The sequence below is a fragment of the Streptosporangium sp. NPDC000396 genome (assembly GCF_042898655.1).
Classification (GTDB): domain Bacteria; phylum Actinomycetota; class Actinomycetes; order Streptosporangiales; family Streptosporangiaceae; genus Streptosporangium.
The window spans coordinates 502,705-523,045 of the sequence record NZ_JBIAZA010000001.1 but is presented as its reverse complement, the minus strand read 5'-3'; the positions used below and the strand labels follow the sequence as shown (position 1 = coordinate 523,045).

Genomic DNA, 20,341 nt, shown 5'->3' with positions numbered 1-20,341 from the left:
CGGGAGCGCACGCCGTACCGGAGCCACCGGATCTCCGAAAGGCGTTGCGCCGCACCGGCGGGACGTGTATCAACGGTGCGGGTGATCCATTTTGATATCCGTTTACATTGATCTGGCCATCGGGCTGGTGCTGGCCTTCCTGCTCCTGTCGCTCCTGGTGAGCGGGATCAACGAGGCCTTCGTCCGCCTGTTCGGGATCCGCAGCAAGTTCCTGTGGGCCTACCTCCGCGACACCATGGACGGCGGCCCGCGAGAGGGCGGGTCGTGGATTCCGGAGAAGATCGCCGACGTCTTCGCCAAGCTGCCCTTCTCCAAGAACGATCCGCGTCCCAGGCACGACTCGGAGCCCGCGCCGCCGGTGATCGAGCCGGTGCCGGTGGACGCCGCCGCGGCGCTCGCCTCCGACACCCCCGCGCGGCCGGTCGACATGACCGGGCGGCTGTACGAACGGCTCCAGGAGATCGACCGTCCCAAGGCCGCGCGGACCAGCATCGCCAACATCCCGCCCGAGCGGTTCTCCGGGGCGATGCTGGAGCTGGTCTCCGCCGAGGAAGGCGGGGTCGAAGGCCTGATCGCCAAGCTGGAGGCCATCGGCAGCCCGCTGGCCGGGCACCTGCGGGGCGTGTGGGAGGGCGCGCAGCGGGACATGGTGAGGTTCCGCCAGGGGGTGGAGGCCTGGTTCGACGGGGAGATGCAGCGGCTGTCCATGCTGTATCGCCGCTACGTCAAGTGGGTGGTGTTCGCCCTCGGCCTGGTGCTGACACTGCTGTTCAGCATGGACGCGCTGGAGTACGGCAAGACCCTGCTGCGGGACAACGCCTACCGGGCCGCGGTCGCGGCCATCGCGAGCGACGGCGACGGCGCCTCGGCCGCGCTGAAGGACAGGTGCGCCGGGGACGGCGCGGGCGGGGCCATCGATCCGTACGCCTGCGTGACCGAGTCCTTCAGCTCGCCCGCCCTGGTGAAGATCTTCGACCATGCCGTGGTGAGCGTGACCATCCCTCCCGACGGGACGGAGGATCCGTCGTTCAACTGGAACGGCGGCGTCTGGTGGGACCGCCTGATCACTCCCGGTCACTGGCCGGGCTACCTGATCAGCGTGGTCGCGCTGATGTTCGGGTCCACCTTCTGGTGGGACATCCTGCGACGGCTGACCGGCATCCGAGGCCACCGCTCCTGACCTCTGTTTCCCCGGGCTTCGTCCGGGGCATCGTGTCCGCATCCCCCCAGCCGATCTTGGGGGGTGCCATGCGTGTTTTCTGCGCTTTTGCGGTGGGTTCGATGCTGCTGGTCGGCGGCTGGGCCGAGGGGGCGGAGACGGCCGTGCCGGTCGACCCCCCTCCCTCCGTCGCGTCGCAGACCCTGCCCGACCTCGTCGTCAAGTACGGCGAGGCCTGCCCCTGACCCGTGTTCGAGGTCAGCGGCGAGGCCTGCCTTCGGCCCGCGTTCGGGGTTGACGGCGAGGCCTGTCTCCGGCCCGCGCTTGAGATCAGCCGTTGCGCAGCGCGGCCAAGGCCCGGTCGACGTGGGTGAGGGGTTCGTCGCCGATCGGGCGGAGCACCACGGTGTCCACCCCGGCCTCCCACAGTGACCTGATGTGCGCGGCCACCGTGTCGGGGGAGCCCGCCGCCATCGGCACGTCATCCGGATCGACGCCCAGGAAGCCCGCCTGTTCCGTCGCGGCGGGCAGGACGGCCGCGCGGACGTGCCCGGGATCGTCGTGGACGTAGAGGTAGGTGAAGACCACCAGCTCGTGATCGTCCTGCCCGGTCAGCTTCCGCGCCTCCCGGACCCGTTCGGGGCCGAACCCCTCGGGCAGGATCGTCCCCTGGGCCACCCGGCCGGACAGCTCCAGCGAGCGCGGCCGTACCACTCCGGCGAGCACCGGCGGTGGTACGGCCGGCGGGTGCACCAGCCTCACCCCGTCGAGCCGTACGGCTCGCCCCTGAGAGGTGACGGTCTCGCCGCGCAGTAGCGCCCGCACCGCCAGGATGGTCTCCTCCAGCAACGCCAGCGGGGAGGGCGCGGCGGCACCCACCTGGCGCATCCAGTCTTGGACGCCGTGGCCTATGCCCGCCGCGAGCCGGTGGGGGTGCATGCGGGCCAGATTGCCGAGTTCCATGGCCAGCAGGGCCGGATTGCGCAGCGGGGCCGGGGTGATCCCGATGCCCACGCGGAGCCGCCCGGTGGTGGCGAGCGCGGTGGCCGCCGACGAGATCGACCCGGTCCAGCCCAGATCCTCCACCACCCAGAGATCGTCCACCTCCGTCGCGTCCAGGTGACGGCAGAAGGGGATGAGCGATTCCGGAGGAAGGTCACGGTCGAACATCACGCCGAGACGCATATCTCTTGTCTCTCCTACGAATAACGGCAGTAGCCGGTCTTTTTTTACAGGTAACGGAAATAACCGGCGAAACCTTTGACGGCCGTGAGAGGGTCGATCCGGACGTCGGTGCCGGTCCGCAATGCGTTAATCATTTTCCCCTGGCCGATGTAGACGCCCACGTGGTGGGTTTTCACTTTGCTCTCGTCGACCCTGCCGTAGAACACCAGGTCGCCGGGCTGGGCCTTGGCGGCGGGCACCTGGGTGAGCCGTCTGATGTGCTCGTCGGTGTTGCCCGGTCCGAGGACGTCACGGCCGTAGGCGAGGCGGTAGACCCACCTGGCCAGCCCGGAGCAGTCGAGGCCGCGCGTCCGGGTGGCCGGACAGGGCAGGATCGCGCCGCTGTAGCCTTCGCAGGTGCCGTAGGAGGGGCCGGGGTCGTCGTCGTGGCCGCCGCCCCAGGAATAGGGGATTCCTCCGCCCCGCCAGCCCGCCTGGTACTGCCCGGCCGCGATCGCGTGCGCGATGGTGGTCACCCGGTTCAGGGTGGCCGGAAGAATCGGCACCGAGCCGCTGGCGACCATCAGGACTCCCGTGAGTACGGCTACGGCGGTCACCTGCCGATGGTGCCCGAGGGTTCTCCGTCGCCGTTCACTCCGGTCGTTCCGGGAAATCCCCACCGCACCTACTTTCTCTGATTCATCACCGTAAATCGTGATTATGGGGAAAATCTTGGTGATTCGCATCCTCTGACAACCGCTTCATCACCCATCGTCAGACAGGGTCTGGCGACTCGGATCCAGGGGTGCTGTCTCGGCAGGTCGGCGACGTGGCTGGATGGGATCCCCGGGAGCCGATGGAGGAAACGAGGCCATCGCGGCCCTGATTCCCCTCGCCGGGGGCCGGATAGTCCGCCAACTGTCCGACTCGGAGGGACACGCCCGGATGCTGCCAAGCTTGGACTCGATCACTTTGAGTAGTCATATGGAGCGTGCAGTGACGGAGGGTGGTCCGCAGCAGGCGGGACACCCTTGCTCAAAGGAGAAAACTGATGAACCGCACCATGATTGCCGCCGCGCTGATTGCCTTCGGCGCCGTCCTGGCCGCGCCTGTAGCCGCAGGCACGGCCCACGCCGACCCCCTCGGCGGGCTGCTGGGCGGCGGCTACGACGACTACTACGGCGACATCATTAGCGATGGCAGCGGGATCGGTCACGGCGTCGGGATCGGTGGCCTCATCGGCATCGGCGGCATCGGGCTCAACATCCTCGGGTAGCGGGCTGAGACGGGTGGGTAGGGCGGCGTGAGGCCGTCGTCACCCACACCGTCGCCGCGACGCCCCCGCCATCCCGGCGGGGGCGTCTTCGTGCTGTACGGCCACCGGCATCGGCGCCGTGCGTTGACTTTCTCGGTCACGAGCAAGCGGCACCATGTCTGGCCCTCCCCGCGCGGCTGGGAAACCACTTCGGATTCTCGCGTAGCTCCTGCATCACTGGCGGGCATCAGGTGCGTGTACGTCCGGAGCGTGAACCCAGGGTCCTGATGCCCGAGGTACTCGACCAGCGCCTTGATGGACGCGCCGGCGTCGAGCAGCACGCTCGCGAAGTAGTGCCGCAAGGCATGCATGCCATACTCGCGCGTCGCCTGGTTAGCGCGCCCCATCGTCCGCTTGGTGGGCCGATCCTTGGAGATCACGCCCACCCGCTCAAAGGTTGGCTTCCAGACGAACTCGTTGATGTAGCTGCGGTTCAGCGCCTTGGACTCGCGGCTGGTGAGGAACAGGCGGACGGTCTTGGACTCCCCGTCCAGTTCCTCCCGCGGCAAGGTGACCTCACGGGTCGGAAATCTGCGCAGATGCTCGGCGAGAGCTTCGGCCACCGACTCGGGGTAGGGTACCGTCCGCTCGCGATCGTGCTTCGGCAGGCCGAAGACGAGGCGCCCGTGGAACTCTCAGCACTGGGAGAAACCTGGGAACACGAAAAGGGCCCGCCCATTCTGTCGCGGCGCGCAGGCGTGCAACCGATCCTTCGAGAACGGCAGCTTCGCGACCACGGAGACCGACTACTGCCGACTCACCCGTCAAGCCCTCATCGCCGCTCTGTACACCTCAACCCAAAAGGAGATCGCGGCATGACCATGCTGGAGTACCTGGCCACCACGGATGCGAAGGTGGTCGACGAGCTGATCAGCACCCTTGAGAATCCCGATCCGATTCAAGCCGCCAAGTTCGACAACAAACCGAGCTGGGACAACGGCAAGAAGGGCGGATTCGACAACAGGCCGAGCTGGGACAACTGGAGCAAGAAGAAGTAGCAGATGACCGTCGTGGGCGCGGGGTCATCGCGCCCACACGTGACCACTCATCTCCACCCTGGAGGCAGGACGATGGACACACGCACCGTACGCCAGACGAGCGTTACGCTGCCCGACTTGGACGATGCGGACCTGGACGAGGTCGATTCGCTCGAAGGCGAGCACGGCAAGCTGCGCGACTTCCGATATGCCGACGCTCATCTGCCCGAGCTGCCCCTGACGGGGACCCAGCTCATGGACGGGCGTGTCACCGGCCTCACCACCCAGCGTGCCCGCTTGGACGACCTGAGCCTGTATTCGGTGGAGTTCTCCGGCTGCGACTTGTCCGGCCTCCGCTGGGCGGACAGCAAGCTCTCCCGGGTCACCTTCACCGATTGCAAGCTGCTCGGCGCTGTGTGGGAGGAGGTCACGCTCGATGATGTGATCTTCGAGCGGTGCAAGCTGGACTACGCGGCCTTCACCCGCCTCCGCGCCGTAGGCTCGGTGATTTTCACCGGCTGCTCGCTGCGAGAAGCGCGTTTCAGCGGGTCTGACCTGAGCGACGTGGCGTTCGAGGAGTGCGACCTGCCCCTGACGGAGTTCGACGGCGGCACCTATCGTGGCTGCGATCTGCGCGGCAACGACCTATCCGGCCTTCGCGGAGTGAGCGCGCTCAAGAAGATCATCGTCGAGCGGTCACAGCTCCAAGGCCTCGCCCAGGCACTCGCGGCCGAACTGGAGATCACCTTCGATTAGCTCCTCAGCTAGCTGCACGGGAGGTGAAGACATGGGCTTACGACTGTTGTTCGACCAGTTCAGCGACATCCAGGAACATATCGACATCGGGGACGTCAGGCAGGCGGGCGACACGCCGGGCTACGACGACGGCGTGGCCGTCGTCCCCCAGGGGAACTGGGCAGCCCTCAGCGAGGAAGAGGCCGAACGACTCCGGCCCGACGCCGACACACCGCCCAGCATGACGCTCGAACTGGTCAGCCAGGATTTGCCGGTCTTCGCTTCCGGCGATCTCCAAGGCCGTGTGGACGCCGCAGCCGCTCTCGACCCGCTGGGTGGCCGCTGGCCACGCAGACGGCACGCCTCCACATGCAGCCCGGCCGGGCTGCTCACCTCCACCGAGGACACGACGATCAGCCGCAGGATCGGACTGCACGTGGACAACTGGGATCGGCTGCCGTACCCGGTCCGGCAGGACAGCCGCCGGCGGCTGTGCATCAACTTCGGCCCGGGAACCCGCTACCTCCTGGTCGGCGACCGGGACATCATGGAAATCTGCCGCGCCCTGGGCCGTGACCAGGAGCAGCACTGCCCACACACCGACGACGTGCGTCAATACGTCGCCGACGGGCACCCCCTGCGGTGCCTGCGCATCCGCCTGGAACCCGGCCAGGGATACATCGCGCCAACTGAGCTCGCACCGCACGACGGCTCCACAAGCGGCGCCCAGACGGGGTCACTCGCCGCCTTCTGGCTGGGCTGAGCCGACAACGCAAAAGAGCGCCCCGCCCCTCCACAGCGAGCTGACGATGTGGGGCGCATGATCAGCGGTCCCCCGGCACGGAAACGGCCCGGCATCGTGATCGATGCCGGGCCGTTCTGTTCCGGTTTTGTTCCGCCTGAGATTGCTCAGCAACGACAAACAACCACAACTAGCCGCAAGGTTTTCCAGCTCAGCGCCCTTTTCGAGGAAGATCGCCAAGGCCGGAAAACCGTGCCGTCATACGTCGTAGTAGAGCTCGAACTCGTGCGGGTGCGGGCGCAGGCGGATCGGGTCGATCTCGTTCTCGCGCTTGTAGGCGATCCAGGTCTCGATCAGGTCCGGCGTGAACACGCCGCCCTCCAGCAGGTATTCGTGGTCGGCCTCAAGGGCGGCGAGCACCTCGGAGAGCGAGCCCGGGACCTGCGGGATGTTACGGGCCTCCTCCGGGGGAAGCTCGTAGAGGTCCTTGTCGACCGGCTCGACCGGCTCGATCTTGTTGCGGATGCCGTCGATGCCGGCCATGAGCTGGGCGGCGAAGGCGAAGTACGGGTTGCAGGACGGGTCCGGCACGCGGAACTCGATGCGCTTGGCCTTCGGGTTGGAGCCCGTGATCGGGATGCGGATGCACGCCGAGCGGTTGCGCTGGGAGTAGACCAGGTTGACCGGCGCCTCGTAGCCGGGGACCAGGCGGTGGTAGGAGTTCACCGTCGGGTTGGTGAAGGCCAGCAGCGACGGGGCGTGCTTGAGCAGGCCGCCGATGTAGTAGCGGGCGGTGTCGGACAGACCGGCGTAGCCGACCTCGTCGTAGAAGAGCGGCGCGCCGTCCTTCCAGAGCGACTGGTGGCAGTGCATGCCGGAACCGTTGTCACCGAAGATCGGCTTGGGCATGAAGGTGACGGTGTGGCCGTACTCCAGGGCCGTGCTCTTGACGATGTACTTGTACAGCATCAGGGTGTCGGCGGCCTTGAGCAGCGTGTTGAACCGGAAGTCGATCTCGGCCTGACCGGCCGTGCCCACCTCGTGGTGCTGCATCTCCACGTCGATGCCCGCGTCGATGAGCTTGCGCACCATCTCCGAACGCAGGTCGGTGAAGTGGTCCATCGGCGGGACCGGGAAGTAGCCGCCCTTGTAGCGCGGCTTGTAACCGAGGTTGCCGCCCTCCTGAGCCTTGCCGGTATTCCAGGCGCCCTCGATCGAGTCGATGTGGTAGTAGCTGGAATGCGCGCTGGTCTCGAACCGCACGTCGTCGAAGATGTAGAACTCGGCCTCGGGGCCGAAGTAGACCGTGTCGGCGATGCCGGTGCCCTTGAGGTATTCCTCGGCCTTGCGGGCGACGTTGCGCGGGTCGCGGCTGTAGGCCTCACCCGTCAGCGGGTCGTGGACGAAGAAGTTGATGTTGAGCGTCTTGTGGTGCCGGAAGGGGTCCAGCACGGCGGTGGTCGGGTCGGGCAGCAGAAGCATGTCCGACTCGTGGATGGCCTGGAAGCCCCGGATCGACGAGCCGTCGAACATCAGGCCTTCGGTGAAGACTCCGGCACCGAAATTCTCCGTGGGAAACGTGAAGTGGTGAGTCGTCCCCGGCAGGTCGGTGAACCTGACGTCAACGAACTGCACGCCTTCGTCCTTGATGAACTTAAGGACGTCGTCGGCGGAGTTGAACACGCGAACCTCCCAAGGGGCACGGGCTATCAGATCCGAACGTAGGACTGTGCCGTTACCGCCCCGTGTCTCGTTTGTTTCACTCGTGTTAAGGGGAAGTTGGCCCTCACGCTAGTCCCCTTGCACGGCGGAGCCATACAGGAAAGCCGGTCCTTTACCGGAGTTTCACGTCCCGGACGCCGGGTGCCCGCCCCCGGCGGAGGCCTCCGCCGGGGCGATCTTCACCGCCGTGACCTCCCCGGAGACCGTCCCGGAGGCCCGCCCCGCAGCCCGGGCCGCGGGGTCATCCGGAAAAGGCGACGCGGATCTGGTCGACGAGCTCGGGGCGGTAGGTCACGAGCACCCCGGCGCCCGCCACCATGACCGCGGCGACGAGCGCGGCGATCCACAGCCTCCGGCGGCGCCTGGAACGCGGCAGGCGCGCCGACTGCCGTGTGGCGGCCCTGACCATCTCCCGGCGCTCGACGTGGCTGATCTGCGCCGTGAGCGCTTCGAAACGCTCGTCGATGTCGTTCATGTCAGACATTGGGGGGCTCCGGGGAAATGTGCTTGAGGAAATTGATGATCTCCATGATGGAGGCGTTCCGCCTGATGCGGGTAGCCGGCTCGGGCGGATGCGGGAGCGGCCCCCGGGGCGGATACCGTTGAGGCCATGAGCAGCAGGCAGCAACCCCGTTGGACCCAGACCTGGCTCGGCGGGGTCAGATCGGCCGGGATCGACCTGGGTTATCCGGGGGAGCGGCTCGGGCTGCCCCAGGAGGGCAGCGGCGCGGCGGCCGGGTTCGGCCGCAGGATCGGCGCCATCGTGATCGACTGGATGATCTGCACCTGGGCCATCACGCAGGGGCTCCTGCGGATCAACCCCGCCGAGCAGGGCTGGATCCCGATCACGGTCTTCGCGCTGGCGAACATCCTGCTGGTGGGCACCACGGGCATGACCTTCGGCATGCGGCTGCTCAACATCCGGGTCGCCGCGCTCGACGGCGGCCGTCCCCGTTACCTCGCCGTGCTGGTGCGGACCGTGCTGCTGTGCCTGGCCGTACCGGCTCTCATCTGGGACCGCGATCAGCGCGGCCTGCACGACCGCGCGGCCAACACCGTGGTCGTGCGCCTCTAGACCTCGACCGGCTCTCGTCGATCCCGGCCGGACCTCGCCGGTGCGGGCGCGGAGCGGTGCGCTCCGCGCCTATCTCACGCAGGTGAAGATCGCGGTGCCGGGCAGGTGCCGGCCGCGCAGGGGGCTCCAGCCTCCCCACTCGCGGTCGTGGCCGTCGGGCCACTCCGGTTCGACCAGCTTCGTGAGGACCAGGCCCGACGCGACGATGTGCTCGATCCAGTCGGCCATCGTGCGGTGGTGTTCGACGTAGGCCGGTCTCCCGTCGTCACCGATCTCCACGTACGGCGAGCGGTCGAAGTAGGACCGGTCGGCGGTCAGACCGCCGGGACCCGGGTCGTCGGGGAAGGCCCAGCGGACGGGATGGCTGACGGAGAAGACCAGGCGGCCCCCGGGACGCAGCACCCGGCGGGTCTCGGTGAGAACGGCCCTCGCGTCGGCCACGAACGGCAGCGCGCCGAACGCCGAGCAGGCCAAATCGAACGACTCATCGGAGAAAGGCAGGGACTCCGCGTCGGCCTGGAGCACCGGAAGCGGAGAGTCGCCGTCGAGGTCGATCCGGCGGGAGTGCTGGAGCTGGCGGAAGGACAGGTCGAAGGCGGCCACCCGGGCTCCCTGACCGGCCAGCCATCGCCCGCACTGTCCCGCGCCGCAGCCGATCTCCAGGACGTCTTTGCCCGCGACCTCGCCCAGCAGGTGGGCGTCGGCCTCGTCGAGGCCCTCGGGGCACCAGACGAAGCCGGAGTCACGCAGGAACTCCCCATGCTCCGCCTGGTATTCGTCCGCGGCGTCGTCCCACCAGTGGCGGTTGGCCCGTGAGGTGTCGGCGGCGTTCACCCGCCGCCGATCGACCCCCGCGAGATCCATCAGCGCATCTTCGGCCGGGGCATCCGCGCGCCGCGAGGCAGCGGGCCCTTGGGCATCGGCAGTGTCTGCGGAAGGGCCTTGAGACGGTTGTTGATCTCGTAGACCGCGGGCTTCTTGAGGTTGCGGGGCAGCTTCATCAGGTGCCGCTGCAGCTTGGCGAGGGGGATCTGGCCGTCTCCGTCACCGGACTGGATGTCGTAGACCGGAACGTCGAGGGCGACCCGCTGGACGCGCTTCTTCTCGGCGACCAGCATCTTCTGCACCCGGCTGCCCGGCCCCTCGGACACCAGGATGATGCCGGGGTAGCCGACCACGCGGTGCACGATGTCCTGGTCGCGGTTCACCGCGACGGCCGGGGTGACCTCCCAGTTGCCGCGCATCCCCTGCAGGATCGCGGCGGCGGCGCCGAGCTGGCCGTGCAGCATCGAGTATTGGGCCTTCTGGGCGAGCTGGCCGAACACCACCAGGCCGACGGTGAGGGCCAGCATGATCCCGATGAAGACCAGGTACCACAACCAGCCCGTGACCAGGCCGATCACGACGCACAGCGCGAGCGTGCCGAGCGCCGAGGCATAGACGATCGGCATCCCCTTGGGATTGGCCTCCTTGATGATCTTCGCGATCATGCGGAGCTGCTTGACGCGCCCCGGGCGCTCTGGGTCTTCGGGCTTCTTCGCCATGCTCTGAAGGATACAAATCCAGGGGTCAAGAAATGAAAACGTGACCTACCGTGCCGAGGGTGACCTACATCCTCACGGATGCCGTGAGGCGGCGGTCGGCGACGCTACGGCCCACCTCGACGGTGTAGTGACCGCCGGAAGCGATCCGCCAGCCCTCCTCCGTCCAGGTCTGGAAGGCACGTTCGGGCAGGTCGATCGTGGTGGTCACGGTCTGCCCCGGTTCGGCGGTGACGACGTCGAACGCGGCGAGCACGCGGGCCGGCCGTTCGGGGTCACGCTCCACCGGGGCGAGGTAGAACTGGACGACCTCGCGGCCGGCACGCTCGCCGGTGTTGGTCACCGTCACCGTCACGGTCGTCCCGATGGCGGCGATCGTGTCGTAGGACCAGGTCGTGTAGCCCAGGCCGTGGCCGAACCAGAACGCCGGGGCGCGGCCGGAGCGCTCCCAGGCGCGATAGCCGATGAAGAGGCCCTCGTCGTAGGCGACCTCGCCGCCTGCCGGGGTCACGTTCAGGACGGGCACGTCGGATTCGCGGGCCGGCCAGGTGGTGGGCAGCCTGCCGCCGGGTTCGGCGTCGCCGAACAGCACATCGGCCAGGGCCTCACCGGCCTGCTGTCCCGGGAACCAGGTCAGCAGGACCGCCGGGACCCGGTCCAGCCACGGCATCTCCACCGGCGACCCGGCGTTGACCACCACGATCGTGCGCGGATTCGCCTCGGCGACCCTGGCGATCAGCTCGTCCTGGCGGCCGGGCAGGGCCAGGCCGGTGCGGTCGAATCCCTCGCTCTCCACCTCCTGTGTGGTCGCGGCGACCACGATCGCCACGTCGGCGCTCCCGGCCGCCTCCACCGCCTCCGCGATGAGCACGTCGTCGCCGGGGGAGGGGGCGGCATGGCCGAGGGTGAACGCCACGAACGCCATGCCGCTGAACGCCCCCGCGGAGTGCCTGGCGCTCAGCTTCACGGGGATGCCCGCGGTGAGCACGGCGGTGACCCGCCGCTCCGGAGGGAAGAGGAACGCGGCGCCCGGGTCGTCGCCCTCGATCGCGACGGTGTCGTCGAACACCGTGTCGTCCCCGACCTTCACCGTGAACGCGCCGACCCCGGCGATCGAGAACTCGTGCGGCCCGCTCACACGCGGGGTGTGAACGGCGCGGATCTCGACGGCGGCCAGACGCCCGGGATCCACGCCGGAGGGGAGCCGGCCGACCCAGCGAACCTCGGTGGCGGCCAGCGGGTGCTCGGCCAGGACCTCGCCCTCGGCGTCCAGGAAGAGGCAGCGGGCCGGGACGGCGAGCGGCGCCAGCCGTACCCGGGGATCCGTGCCGAGCGCGTGGCGCACCTCGATGTCCTCGCGCCCGCGCAGGCCCTCCAGCGGCGAGACGATCCGGTCGGGGAAGACCTGGGCGCTGCCGCCGCCCATCACCCGGGCCTCGACGGCGGCCGATCCGATCAGCGCCACGCTCCGGACGCCGTTCAACGGCAGCAGGCCGCCCTCGTTGCGCAGCAGCGTGAACGACCGGGCGGCCACCTCACGGGCGAGGGCCCTCCCGTCGATCTCCGTACGGCCTGCCGCCGGGACGGAGCCGGGAGCCGCCGGGGTGGGGCCGGGAGAGGCCTCCAGGGCGCCGACGCGCCCGGCCAGGCGGAGGACACGGCGGACCTGGTCGTCGACGACCTCCTCGGCGACCCGTCCCTCGCGGACCGCGGCCTCCAGTTTCCCGCCCCAGGGACCGAACGGCCCCGGCATGGCGACGTCGAGGCCGCCCTCGGCGGTCGCCTCGGTGGATCGGGCGGCGGTCCAGTCGGAGACGACGACGCCGTCGAAACCCCATTCGCCCTTCAGCAGATCCCGCTGGAGCGGCCCGTGCTCGGTCATCGTGGTCCCGTTGACGGAGTTGTAGGCGGACATCACGCCCCAGGCGCCGGCCCGGACGACCCGCTCGAACGGAGCCAGATAGACCTCGCGGAGCGCCCTGTCGCCGACCTTCACGTTCACCGTGAACCTGTCGGTCTCGAAGTCGTTCGCCACGAAGTGCTTGGGCGTGGTGCCCACGCCGCCCTCCTGAACACCCTCGACGTAGGCGGCGGCGAGCTCGCCCGTCAGGTACGGGTCCTCGGAGAAACACTCGAAGTGGCGGCCTCCGAGCGGACTGCGGTGCAGGTTGACGGTCGGAGCCAGGAGCACGTGCACGCCCTTGCGGCGGGCCTCCTGGGCGAGCAGCCGTCCCACCTGGCGGATCAGGTTCACATCCCAGGTCGCGGCGAGCGCGGTGGGACTCGGCAGCGCGATCGAGGGGTCGGCGGACGACCACCGCTCGCCTCGGACGCCGATCGGGCCGTCGCTCATCACCAGCCGCCTGAGCCCGATCTCGGGGAGCGGGGGCAGGGACCACATGTCCGCGCCCGTCAGCAGGCGGACCTTCGTGCCGAGGTCGAGCTTCCTGATCAGCTTTTCGATGTCCACCGTGACAGTCTGACCCGGTGAACCAAGTGTTAGATAGGTTCACTTGGACAGGCTCACCGGCCGGGCCATTACGGGTCGTCATGGAGCGGCACGGAGCGGCCCGGAACGGCAAAGGGCCCCGCGCGTGTGAAACGCGGGGCCCCGATGCGGAGGTCAGGCGTGCTGGCGGGCCTCGATGGCCTGCTGGTAGAGACGGCCCGCCCGGTAGGAGGAACGGACCAGCGGGCCGGACATGACTCCGGCGAAACCGATGGCCTCGGCCTCCTTCTGGAGCTCGACGAACTCCTCGGGCTTCACCCAGCGGTCCACCGGGTGGTGGCGCGGGGTGGGACGCAGGTACTGGGTCACGGTCAGCAGGTCACACCCGGCCTCGTGGAGGTCGCGCATGGCCTGGATGATCTCCTCGCGCTCCTCGCCCATGCCGAGGATCAGGTTGGACTTGGTCACCATACCGGCCTGCCGAGCCTTGGTGATCACTTCCAGGGACCGCTCGTAACGGAACGCGGGGCGGATGCGCTTGAAGATCCGCGGCACGGTCTCGATGTTGTGCGCGAACACCTCGGGCTTGGCGGAGAAGACCTCTTCGAGCTGGTCCTGGTTGCCGTTGAAGTCGGGCACCAGCAGCTCGACACCGCAACCGGGCAGCAGCGCGTGGATCTGCCGGGCGGTCTCGGCGTACAGCCACGCGCCGCCGTCGGGCAGGTCGTCACGGGCGACGCCGGTCACCGTGGCGTAGCGCAGCCCCATCTGCTGGACCGACTCGGCCACTCTGCGGGGCTCGTCCGTGTCGTATTCGGCGGGCTTGCCGGTGTCGATCTGGCAGAAGTCGCAGCGGCGGGTGCACTGGTCGCCGCCGATGAGGAAGGTGGCCTCGCGGTCCTCCCAGCACTCGTAGATGTTGGGACAGCCGGCCTCTTCGCAGACAGTGTGCAGACCCTCACGTTTCACCAGCGATTTGAGCTCGGTGTATTCGGGTCCGGTCTTCAGCCGGGTCTTGATCCACGGGGGCTTGCGCTCGATGGGGGTCTGGCTGTTGCGGACCTCCAGGCGGAGGAGCTTTCGGCCTTCAGGAGCAACGGTCACATCGTTCAGCTTATGTCCCGCCGAAGCGCAGGCACACATGAGGTCCCGTTACGTCAGCTTCTCGGCCCTGAAGGGACCGAGCTTGCAGTTCCTCGCCGTCGATGGCGTCGACGGTCCGGTCGCGTCAGGCAGCGTGACTCACTGCCCAGCCCGCCTCACCGCGTGCGGCGATGTTGCGGGTTGCGTTGACGTCGGCGTGCTCAGCGAAGCCACACGACGTACAGATGAAGGTTTCCTGATCGGGCCGGTTGCGCCTGTCCACATGTCCGCACAATGAGCACCCTTGCGAGGTGTAAGCCGGATCCACGTGAACGACGGCGGCCCCGGCCCGGGCCGCCTTGTAGCCGATGAAGGCTCCCAGCTGGTGGAAGCTCCACGAATGCAGCGTGACCCGCTGGGGCTTGCGGAGCCGTACCCGGTCGCGGATGCCCTGGAGGTCTTCCAGGGCGATGCCGCGCCCGGTGCGTTCTGCCTCGGTCACGATCTGCTTGGCGATGGTGGCGATGCCCAGGTCCACGCCGAGAAATCCGTCCGGGTCGGCCACCGACCCTGGTCAACTCCCTCGAGGGCGCCTCCGCGCGGCTGCTGCGCAAGGAGTTTCCGGCTCACGGCCGCCGCTACCTGTGGGGCGGTCACTTCTGGTCCCCCAGCTACTTCGCGGCCTCCTGCGGCGGCGCGCCCTTGAGCATCGTCAAGGAGTACATCGAGAACCAGAAACGCCCGGATGAGCATCCGGGTGTCAAAGCCGAGGTCAGGGAATCGATTCCTCCCGGGCGTGAACGCCCGGGGTTCCTCGCTAGACAGCGCTGAACCCCCACGTGGTCGATGAGCTACTTGATCATGCCCGGGGTGGGTCTAGGGGCGGAAGAGGTCTTCCTCCGGGAGCTCGAAGGCCCGCGCGCCGAGCGCTTCGGCCAGGTGCTTCTCGGCGTACGGCATGACCTCGTCGACCACGATCCGGCGCCCGGTCTCGGCCGACAGCGAGGAGACCCCGGCGTCGCTGATCCCGCACGGGACGATCCGGTTGTACCAGCTCGGGTCGTTGGCGCAGTTGAGCGCGAACCCGTGCATCGTGACGCCCCGCGCGAACCGGATGCCGATCGCGCCGACCTTCCGGTCGGGCAGGCCGTGGGAGGGGTCCCCGGCCACCCAGACGCCGCTGCGCCCCTCCACCCGGCCGGCCTGCACCCCGAAGTCGGCGCAGACGTGAATGAGCGTCTCCTCCAGGAGCCGCACGTAGGAGATCACGTCGAACCGCTCTCCGAGCTTGACGATCGGGTAGCCGACGAGCTGGCCGGGGCCGTGCCAGGTGATCCGGCCGCCCCGGTCGACGTCGATGACCGGGGTGCCGTCGGTGGGACGCTCGTGCGGCGCGGTGCGCTTGCCGGCCGTGTAGACCGGCGCGTGTTCGAGCAGCAGGCAGGTGTCGGGGATCTCCCCGGCCACCCGGCGGGCGTGGATCCGCCGCTGGAGATCCCACGCCTGCTCATAGGGGAAGTCAACGCCAAGACGGACTATCGCCAGGTCACTCACGTCTCAAGAGTAGTTGACCCGTTCGTGGTCATGACGTGAGAAGGCGAGGCTCGATGCGGAACTCCTTGACCCCGTTCGCGCCGTCGTGCTCCACCCGGTAGGCGTAGCCGTTCGGGTCCACGGTGACGGCCTGGATGAAGTCGGTGCCCACGTAGTGCAGCGCGACGCCCTCGTCGGCGGCGTAGCCGTCGGGCAGCTCGCCGGAGGCCACCGACTCGTGCAGCAGCCGGCGGCGCTGCGGGTCGGAGTTGTAGTGCACGCCACACGAGTGGGGCAGAAGCCCGAGGCCGTCGGCCCACACGCGCAGCGTCGGCCCGAAGGAGTCGGTGTTGCCCCCCACGTGCCAGCACAGGGCCCCCGCGCTCTGCCCGGACAGCACCACGCCGGCCCGCCAGGCCTCCTCGAACGCCTCGTCCAGGCCGTGCAGCCGCCACAGCGCCGCCAGGTTGGCCACGCTGCCGCCGCTGACGTAGATGACGTCCTGGCTCAGGATCCACTCGCGAGGGTCTTCGACGTTGGGCATCGGGAACACGGTCAGATGGCTGATCTCGACGTCCCAGTCACGGAACGCGCCGTACATCTTCAGCAGCCACTCCGCGTCGTCTCCTGTGGCGGTGGCCAGCAGGCCCAGCCTGGGCCGGTCCTGACCGGTCAGATCAAGGGCGTAGCGGAGCAACGGGCTCGCCTCTATGAACCCGTAACGCTCGGACTGGCGGAACGAACCACCCCCGATGGCGAGGATGTGGGACTGCCCGGACCTGCCCATATGTGATCTCCCGATGTCTGGCGGAAACAGGGACCCTAGAGTACGGCGGCGAGTGCCTCGTCGAGACGGATATGCAGGAACGTATGGCCCGCATCGAGCAGGCGCCGCGGAATCACCCGCTGCCCGGTCAGCACGCCTTCTTCGGCGAATCCGCCGATGGCGGTGCGCAGCACGAATCCCGGCACGGCCATCGGCATCGTGGGCCGGTGCAGGGCCTCCCCGAGAGCCTTGGTGAACTCCGCGTTGGTGACCGGCTCCGGCGCGGTCAGGTTCACCGGACCGGAGATCTCCGGGTTCCCCAGAAGGTGCTGTACGGCCCGCACCCAGTCGTCGATGGAAATCCACGACCAGTACTGCCTTCCCGACCCCAGCGGCGCGCCCAGGCCGAGCTTGAAGATCGGCAGGATCCTGGGCAGCATGCCGCCCTCGCCGCTCAGCACCAGGCCGGTGCGGAGCCGTACCACCCGGATGCCCGCGTCCTCGGCGGGCGCCGTCTCGGCCTCCCACGGCACCACCACTTCCTGGGCGAGGAACCCGGCGCCCGCTGGAAAGGACTCGTCCACCTCGCGGTCCCCGGTGTCCCCGTAGAAGCCGATCGCGGAGCCCGACAGCAGCACCGGCGGCTTGACGGACAGCTCCGTCAGCGCCCGCACCAGGGTCCTGGTCCCCTCGACCCGGCTCTGGATCACCTCGCGCTTGAAGCGGTCGTCCCAGCGCCGATCGCCGATCCCCGCCCCGGCGAGGTGGACCACGGCCTCCGCGCCCTCCAGGGCCGCCGGATCGACAAGCCCCCTGGCGGGGTTCCAGAACGACTCGTCGGCGCCCTGGGGCGCTCGCCGTACCAACCGGACCACCCGGGCGCCGTCGGCCCGCAGAGCCTTGACCAGAGCCGATCCCAGCAGGCCTGAGGACCCGGTCACGATGATCGCCATGTCGTCCAATCTAATCGACTCCCCCTGGGATCTCCGGGAGCCGGGTGGTCACCGGATTCGCAGCCCGAGAGAAGACCCGGGACGGAAACCGAACGGGCCGGCCCGCGAGACGCGGACCGGCCCGGTGGGACGCGACGGTGACTAGGCGTTGAGGCCCAGCTGGTTCTCGAAGCGGCCCTCCTCGAGACGACGCTTGATCGTCGTCAGGAAGCGGGCGGCGTCGGCGCCGTCGACCAGGCGGTGGTCGTAGCTGAGCGCGAGGTACGCCATCGAGCGGACGGCGATGACCTCACCCTCGGGGGTGTCCACGACGACCGGACGCTTGACGACCGAGCCGGTGCCCAGCATGCCGACCTGCGGCTGGTTGAGGATCGGCGTGTCGAACAGCGCGCCACGGCTGCCGGTGTTGGTCAGCGTGAACGTGCCGCCGCCGAGCTCGTCCGGGCTCACCTTGTTGGTGCGGGTGCGCTCGGCCAGGTCGGCGATCTTACGGGCCAGGCCCGCGATGTTGAGGTCGCCCGCGTCCTTGATCACCGGGACGATCAGGCCGCGGTCGGTGTCCACCGCGAAGCCCAGGTGCTCGGCGTCGAAGTAGGTGACCTCGTTGGTCTCGCTGTTGATCGTGGCGTTCAGCTTGGGGTGCTGCTTGAGGGCCTCGATCGCGGCGAGGGCGAAGAACGGCATGAACGAGAGCTTGACGCCCTCGCGGCGCTGGAACTCGGCCTTCGCCTGGTCGCGCAGACGCGCGATCTTGGTGACGTCGACCTCGACCACGGTGGTGAGCTGGGCCGACACCTGCAGCGACTCGACCATGCGCTTGGCGATGGTCTGACGCAGACGCGACATCTTCTCCGTACGGCCACGCAGCGTGGTGTCCACCGCGACCGGCTCGGGAGCCGGGGCGGCGGCCTGCGGAGCCGGAGCCTGGGGGGCCGGAGCGGCGGCCTGCGGAGCCGGAGCCGCGGCGGCGGCCCGCTCGCGCTGGTTGCGGGCGGCCTCAAGCACGTCCTGCTTGCGGATGCGGCCACCGACGCCGGTGCCGGTCAGCGCGTCGAGGTCGACGTTGTGCTCGCTGGCGAGCTTGCGCACCAGCGGCGTGACGTACGGGCTCTCGATGGAGGTCGGGGCGGCGGCCTGCGGAGCGGGAGCCGGGGCCGGAGCCTGCGGGGCCGGAGCGGGAGCCGGGGCCGGGGCGGGAGCCGGAGCGGCAGCCTGCGGGGCCGGGGCCGGGGCGGGCTCGGGGGCCGGGGCGGGCTGCGGGATCGAGGAGATCGGCTGAGCCGGGGCGGGCTCGGGCTCGGGCTGCGGCGCGGGAGCGGCCTCCTGGGCCGGAGCCGCGGCGGCGGAGCCGTTCTCGTCGATGATGGCCAGCTCGGCGCCGACCTCGACGGTCTCGTCCTCGGCCACGACGATCTTGGTGAGGATGCCCGCCGCCGGCGACGGGATCTCGGTGTCGACCTTGTCGGTGGAGACTTCGAGGAGCGGCTCGTCGGCCTCGACGCGCTCGCCCTCCTTCTTCAGCCAACGGGTGACGGTGCCCTCGGTGACGCTCTCGCCGAGCTGGGGCATCTGTACGGACTTCGGCATTGGTGTCTTCTCTCGCGTTCCGAGTGAGGGCTTGGACTAGTTGTGGACGTGCAGAGGCTTGCCGGCCAGGGCCAGCATCGCCTCGCCGACGGCCTCGGACTGGGTCGGGTGTGCGTGGATGAGCTGCGCGACCTCGGAGGGCAGGGCCTCCCAGTTGTAGATCAGCTGACCCTCGGTCACGAGCTCGCCGATCCGGCGGCCGACCATGTGCACACCGAGCACGGGGCCGTCCTTCTCGGTGATGATCTTTACCGCGCCCTGCGTCTGCAGGATCTGGCTCTTGGGGTTGCCGGCGAGGTCGTAGGTGAACTCGACGATCTCGTGACCGCGCTCCCGGGCCTGGGCGGAGGTGATGCCGACCGAGGCGACCTCGGGGTCGGAGTAGGTGATCCGCGGCACGCCGTCGTAGTTGATCGGCACCGGGTTGAGCCCGGCGATGTGCTCGGCCACCAGGATGCCCTCCGCGAAGCCCGCGTGGGCGAGCTGCAGGGTCGGGATCAGGTCGCCGACCGCGTAGACGTTCGGCACGCTGGTCTGGCAGAACTCGTTCACGGTGACGGTGCCGCGCTCGATCGCGATGCCCGACTCCTCGAAGCCCATGCCGGCGGTGACGGCGCCGCGGCCGACGGCGACGAGCAGCAGCTCGGCGTCGAGGGTCTTGCCGTTGGCGAGCGTGACGACCACGCCGGTGTCGGTGGTCTTGACACCCTCGAAGAAGACGCCCAGCTCCTGCTTGATCCCGCGGCGGCGGAAGGCGCGCTCCAGCAGCTTGGAGCTGGACTCCTCCTCCAGCGGGAGCAGGTGCGGCAGGGCCTCGACGATCGTCACCTCGGCGCCGAAGGAGCGCCAGACGCTGGCGAACTCGACGCCGATGACGCCACCGCCCAGAACGATCACCGAGGTGGGGACGCGGTCCAGCTTGAGCGCGTGCTCGCTGGTGATGACCCGCTCGCCGTCGATCTCCAGGCCGGGCAGCGACCGGGGCGCGGAGCCCGTCGCCAGCACGATGTTGCGGCCCTCGTAGACGTCGGAACCGACGACGACCCGGTTCGGGCCCGCGAGGCGGCCCTCACCCTCGATGATCGTGATGCCCTTGCTCTTGAGCAGGCCCTGGACGCCCTTCCAGGCGCGGTTGACGATCTTGTCCTTGAACGCGTGGACGCCGTCCATGTCGATGCCCTCGAAACGGGCCTTGACGCCGAACGCCGCGCTCTCCCGGGTCTCGTCGGCCACTTCCGCCGAGTGCAGGAGGGTCTTGGTGGGGATGCATCCCCGGTGCAGGCACGTGCCGCCGATCTTGTCCTTTTCGATCAGCGCGACGGTCTTGCCCAGCTCGGCCGCCCGCAGGGCGCAGGCATACCCACCGCTACCGCCACCCAATACGACGATGTCGTAGGGGCCGCTGCCATCAGCCACAGGAAAGCTCCTTGTCGGATTGAAATACCGTGTTCACGGTCGCGCCCGTTCCGGGCCCTCGCCGGCTTCGCGGATCGTTGTCTCGCATCCGCGCCTCCGCCCTCGGGCCCGGCTCGCCGCATCG

Annotated in this window: 21 protein-coding genes and 2 pseudogenes; 8 read left to right on the top strand and 15 right to left on the bottom strand. The window is 69.0% G+C overall.

The features are described from left to right. Positions 1-91 precede the first annotated feature (91 nt). Together ACFY2X_RS02350 and ACFY2X_RS02345 are read left to right on the top strand one after the other, a co-directional pair. Positions 92-1,180, top strand: a complete 1,089-nt coding sequence (locus ACFY2X_RS02350; RefSeq protein WP_389931199.1) for a hypothetical protein — start codon at positions 92-94, stop codon at positions 1,178-1,180. A gap of 92 nt (positions 1,181-1,272) precedes the next feature. Beyond that, positions 1,273-1,404 (top strand): hypothetical protein, encoded by a 132-nt coding sequence (locus ACFY2X_RS02345; RefSeq protein WP_389931197.1) that lies wholly within the window; start codon positions 1,273-1,275, stop codon positions 1,402-1,404. An 85-nt stretch (positions 1,405-1,489) separates the two neighbouring features. Here ACFY2X_RS02345 and ACFY2X_RS02340 read toward each other — a convergent pair whose 3' ends face one another. Then, entirely contained in the window at positions 1,490-2,344 is an 855-nt protein-coding gene (locus tag ACFY2X_RS02340; RefSeq protein ID WP_389931196.1) for an LLM class flavin-dependent oxidoreductase, read from the bottom strand. A gap of 44 nt (positions 2,345-2,388) precedes the next feature. Then, positions 2,389-2,940, bottom strand: a complete 552-nt coding sequence (locus ACFY2X_RS02335) for a C40 family peptidase (protein ID WP_389931194.1) — start codon at positions 2,938-2,940, stop codon at positions 2,389-2,391. 434 nt (positions 2,941-3,374) lie between these two features. Between ACFY2X_RS02335 and ACFY2X_RS02330 the strand changes: the two genes are divergently transcribed. Beyond that, positions 3,375-3,599, top strand: coding sequence for a hypothetical protein (locus ACFY2X_RS02330; protein WP_389931193.1), 225 nt, complete (start codon positions 3,375-3,377; stop codon positions 3,597-3,599). Here the strand turns inward: ACFY2X_RS02330 and ACFY2X_RS02325 are convergent. After that, positions 3,536-4,201: a tyrosine-type recombinase/integrase gene (locus ACFY2X_RS02325; protein WP_389931191.1), complete on the bottom strand. Its 666-nt coding sequence runs from the start codon at positions 4,199-4,201 to the stop codon at positions 3,536-3,538. The two genes, ACFY2X_RS02330 and ACFY2X_RS02325, sit on opposite strands and share 64 nt — an antisense overlap. A 252-nt stretch (positions 4,202-4,453) precedes the next feature. On the opposite strand from ACFY2X_RS02325, the gene amcA reads away from it, so the two are divergent. From amcA to ACFY2X_RS02310, 3 genes are all read left to right on the top strand, one after another. Further along, a complete protein-coding gene (amcA, locus tag ACFY2X_RS02320; protein WP_389931189.1) occupies positions 4,454-4,636 on the top strand; it encodes a multiple cyclophane-containing RiPP AmcA in 183 nt (60 codons plus the stop codon). A 117-nt stretch (positions 4,637-4,753) separates the two neighbouring features. Next, positions 4,754-5,371, top strand: coding sequence for a pentapeptide repeat-containing protein (locus ACFY2X_RS02315; protein ID WP_389931187.1), 618 nt, complete (start codon positions 4,754-4,756; stop codon positions 5,369-5,371). A gap of 31 nt (positions 5,372-5,402) precedes the next feature. Next, positions 5,403-6,113, top strand: coding sequence for a hypothetical protein (locus ACFY2X_RS02310; protein WP_389931185.1), 711 nt, complete (start codon positions 5,403-5,405; stop codon positions 6,111-6,113). Positions 6,114-6,350: 237 nt separating this feature from the next. Here the strand turns inward: ACFY2X_RS02310 and glnA are convergent, their stop codons facing one another. Together glnA and ACFY2X_RS02300 are read right to left on the bottom strand one after the other, a co-directional pair. Further along, complete coding sequence (gene glnA / locus ACFY2X_RS02305; RefSeq protein ID WP_389931183.1) at positions 6,351-7,775, bottom strand: type I glutamate--ammonia ligase; 1,425 nt, start codon at positions 7,773-7,775, stop codon at positions 6,351-6,353. A 280-nt stretch (positions 7,776-8,055) separates the two neighbouring features. Further along, the gene (locus ACFY2X_RS02300) at positions 8,056-8,289 is read right to left on the bottom strand and encodes a hypothetical protein (RefSeq protein ID WP_389931181.1); all 234 of its coding nucleotides are present in this window, start codon (positions 8,287-8,289) and stop codon (positions 8,056-8,058) included. A gap of 135 nt (positions 8,290-8,424) precedes the next feature. On the opposite strand from ACFY2X_RS02300, the gene ACFY2X_RS02295 reads away from it, so the two are divergent. Beyond that, on the top strand, positions 8,425-8,889 hold the full coding sequence (locus ACFY2X_RS02295; protein ID WP_389931179.1) for an RDD family protein: 465 nt from the start codon (positions 8,425-8,427) through the stop codon (positions 8,887-8,889). Between the two features lie 69 nt (positions 8,890-8,958). Here the strand turns inward: ACFY2X_RS02295 and ACFY2X_RS02290 are convergent, their stop codons facing one another. The 5 genes and pseudogenes from ACFY2X_RS02290 to ACFY2X_RS02270 form a co-directional block, all read right to left on the bottom strand. Next, positions 8,959-9,753 carry a class I SAM-dependent methyltransferase gene (locus tag ACFY2X_RS02290; RefSeq protein ID WP_389931177.1) on the bottom strand — a complete coding sequence of 265 codons (795 nt, stop codon included), beginning with the start codon at positions 9,751-9,753 and terminating at the stop codon, positions 8,959-8,961. Continuing rightward, entirely contained in the window at positions 9,753-10,433 is a 681-nt protein-coding gene (locus ACFY2X_RS02285; RefSeq protein ID WP_389931175.1) for a DUF4191 domain-containing protein, read from the bottom strand. The genes ACFY2X_RS02290 and ACFY2X_RS02285 overlap by 1 nt, the downstream gene beginning before the upstream one ends. A 64-nt stretch (positions 10,434-10,497) precedes the next feature. Then, a complete protein-coding gene (locus ACFY2X_RS02280) occupies positions 10,498-12,900 on the bottom strand; it encodes a glycoside hydrolase family 3 protein (protein ID WP_389931173.1) in 2,403 nt (800 codons plus the stop codon). Positions 12,901-13,053: 153 nt separating this feature from the next. After that, positions 13,054-13,983, bottom strand: a complete 930-nt coding sequence (gene lipA, locus ACFY2X_RS02275) for a lipoyl synthase (protein ID WP_389931171.1) — start codon at positions 13,981-13,983, stop codon at positions 13,054-13,056. Between the two features lie 124 nt (positions 13,984-14,107). Beyond that, positions 14,108-14,479, bottom strand: a pseudogene (locus ACFY2X_RS02270) (RNA-guided endonuclease InsQ/TnpB family protein); the annotation flags it as partial. 53 nt (positions 14,480-14,532) lie between these two features. Between ACFY2X_RS02270 and ACFY2X_RS02265 the strand changes: the two are divergent. After that, positions 14,533-14,706: pseudogene (locus ACFY2X_RS02265) on the top strand (transposase); the annotation flags it as partial. 132 nt (positions 14,707-14,838) lie between these two features. On the opposite strand, the gene lipB reads toward ACFY2X_RS02265, so the two are convergent. The 5 genes from lipB to lpdA all read right to left on the bottom strand — a co-directional run bounded on the left by lipB (position 14,839) and on the right by lpdA (position 20,217). Continuing rightward, positions 14,839-15,516 (bottom strand): lipoyl(octanoyl) transferase LipB, encoded by a 678-nt coding sequence (lipB, locus tag ACFY2X_RS02260; RefSeq protein WP_389931169.1) that lies wholly within the window; start codon positions 15,514-15,516, stop codon positions 14,839-14,841. Between the two features lie 28 nt (positions 15,517-15,544). After that, positions 15,545-16,282 carry a Type 1 glutamine amidotransferase-like domain-containing protein gene (locus ACFY2X_RS02255; RefSeq protein WP_389931167.1) on the bottom strand — a complete coding sequence of 246 codons (738 nt, stop codon included), beginning with the start codon at positions 16,280-16,282 and terminating at the stop codon, positions 15,545-15,547. A gap of 35 nt (positions 16,283-16,317) precedes the next feature. After that, positions 16,318-17,214, bottom strand: a complete 897-nt coding sequence (locus ACFY2X_RS02250; protein WP_389931165.1) for a TIGR01777 family oxidoreductase — start codon at positions 17,212-17,214, stop codon at positions 16,318-16,320. 141 nt (positions 17,215-17,355) lie between these two features. Further along, positions 17,356-18,801 carry a 2-oxoglutarate dehydrogenase, E2 component, dihydrolipoamide succinyltransferase gene (gene sucB / locus ACFY2X_RS02245; RefSeq protein ID WP_389931163.1) on the bottom strand — a complete coding sequence of 482 codons (1,446 nt, stop codon included), beginning with the start codon at positions 18,799-18,801 and terminating at the stop codon, positions 17,356-17,358. Between the two features lie 36 nt (positions 18,802-18,837). Continuing rightward, positions 18,838-20,217 (bottom strand): dihydrolipoyl dehydrogenase, encoded by a 1,380-nt coding sequence (gene lpdA, locus ACFY2X_RS02240; protein ID WP_389931162.1) that lies wholly within the window; start codon positions 20,215-20,217, stop codon positions 18,838-18,840. Positions 20,218-20,341: the final 124 nt, after the last annotated feature.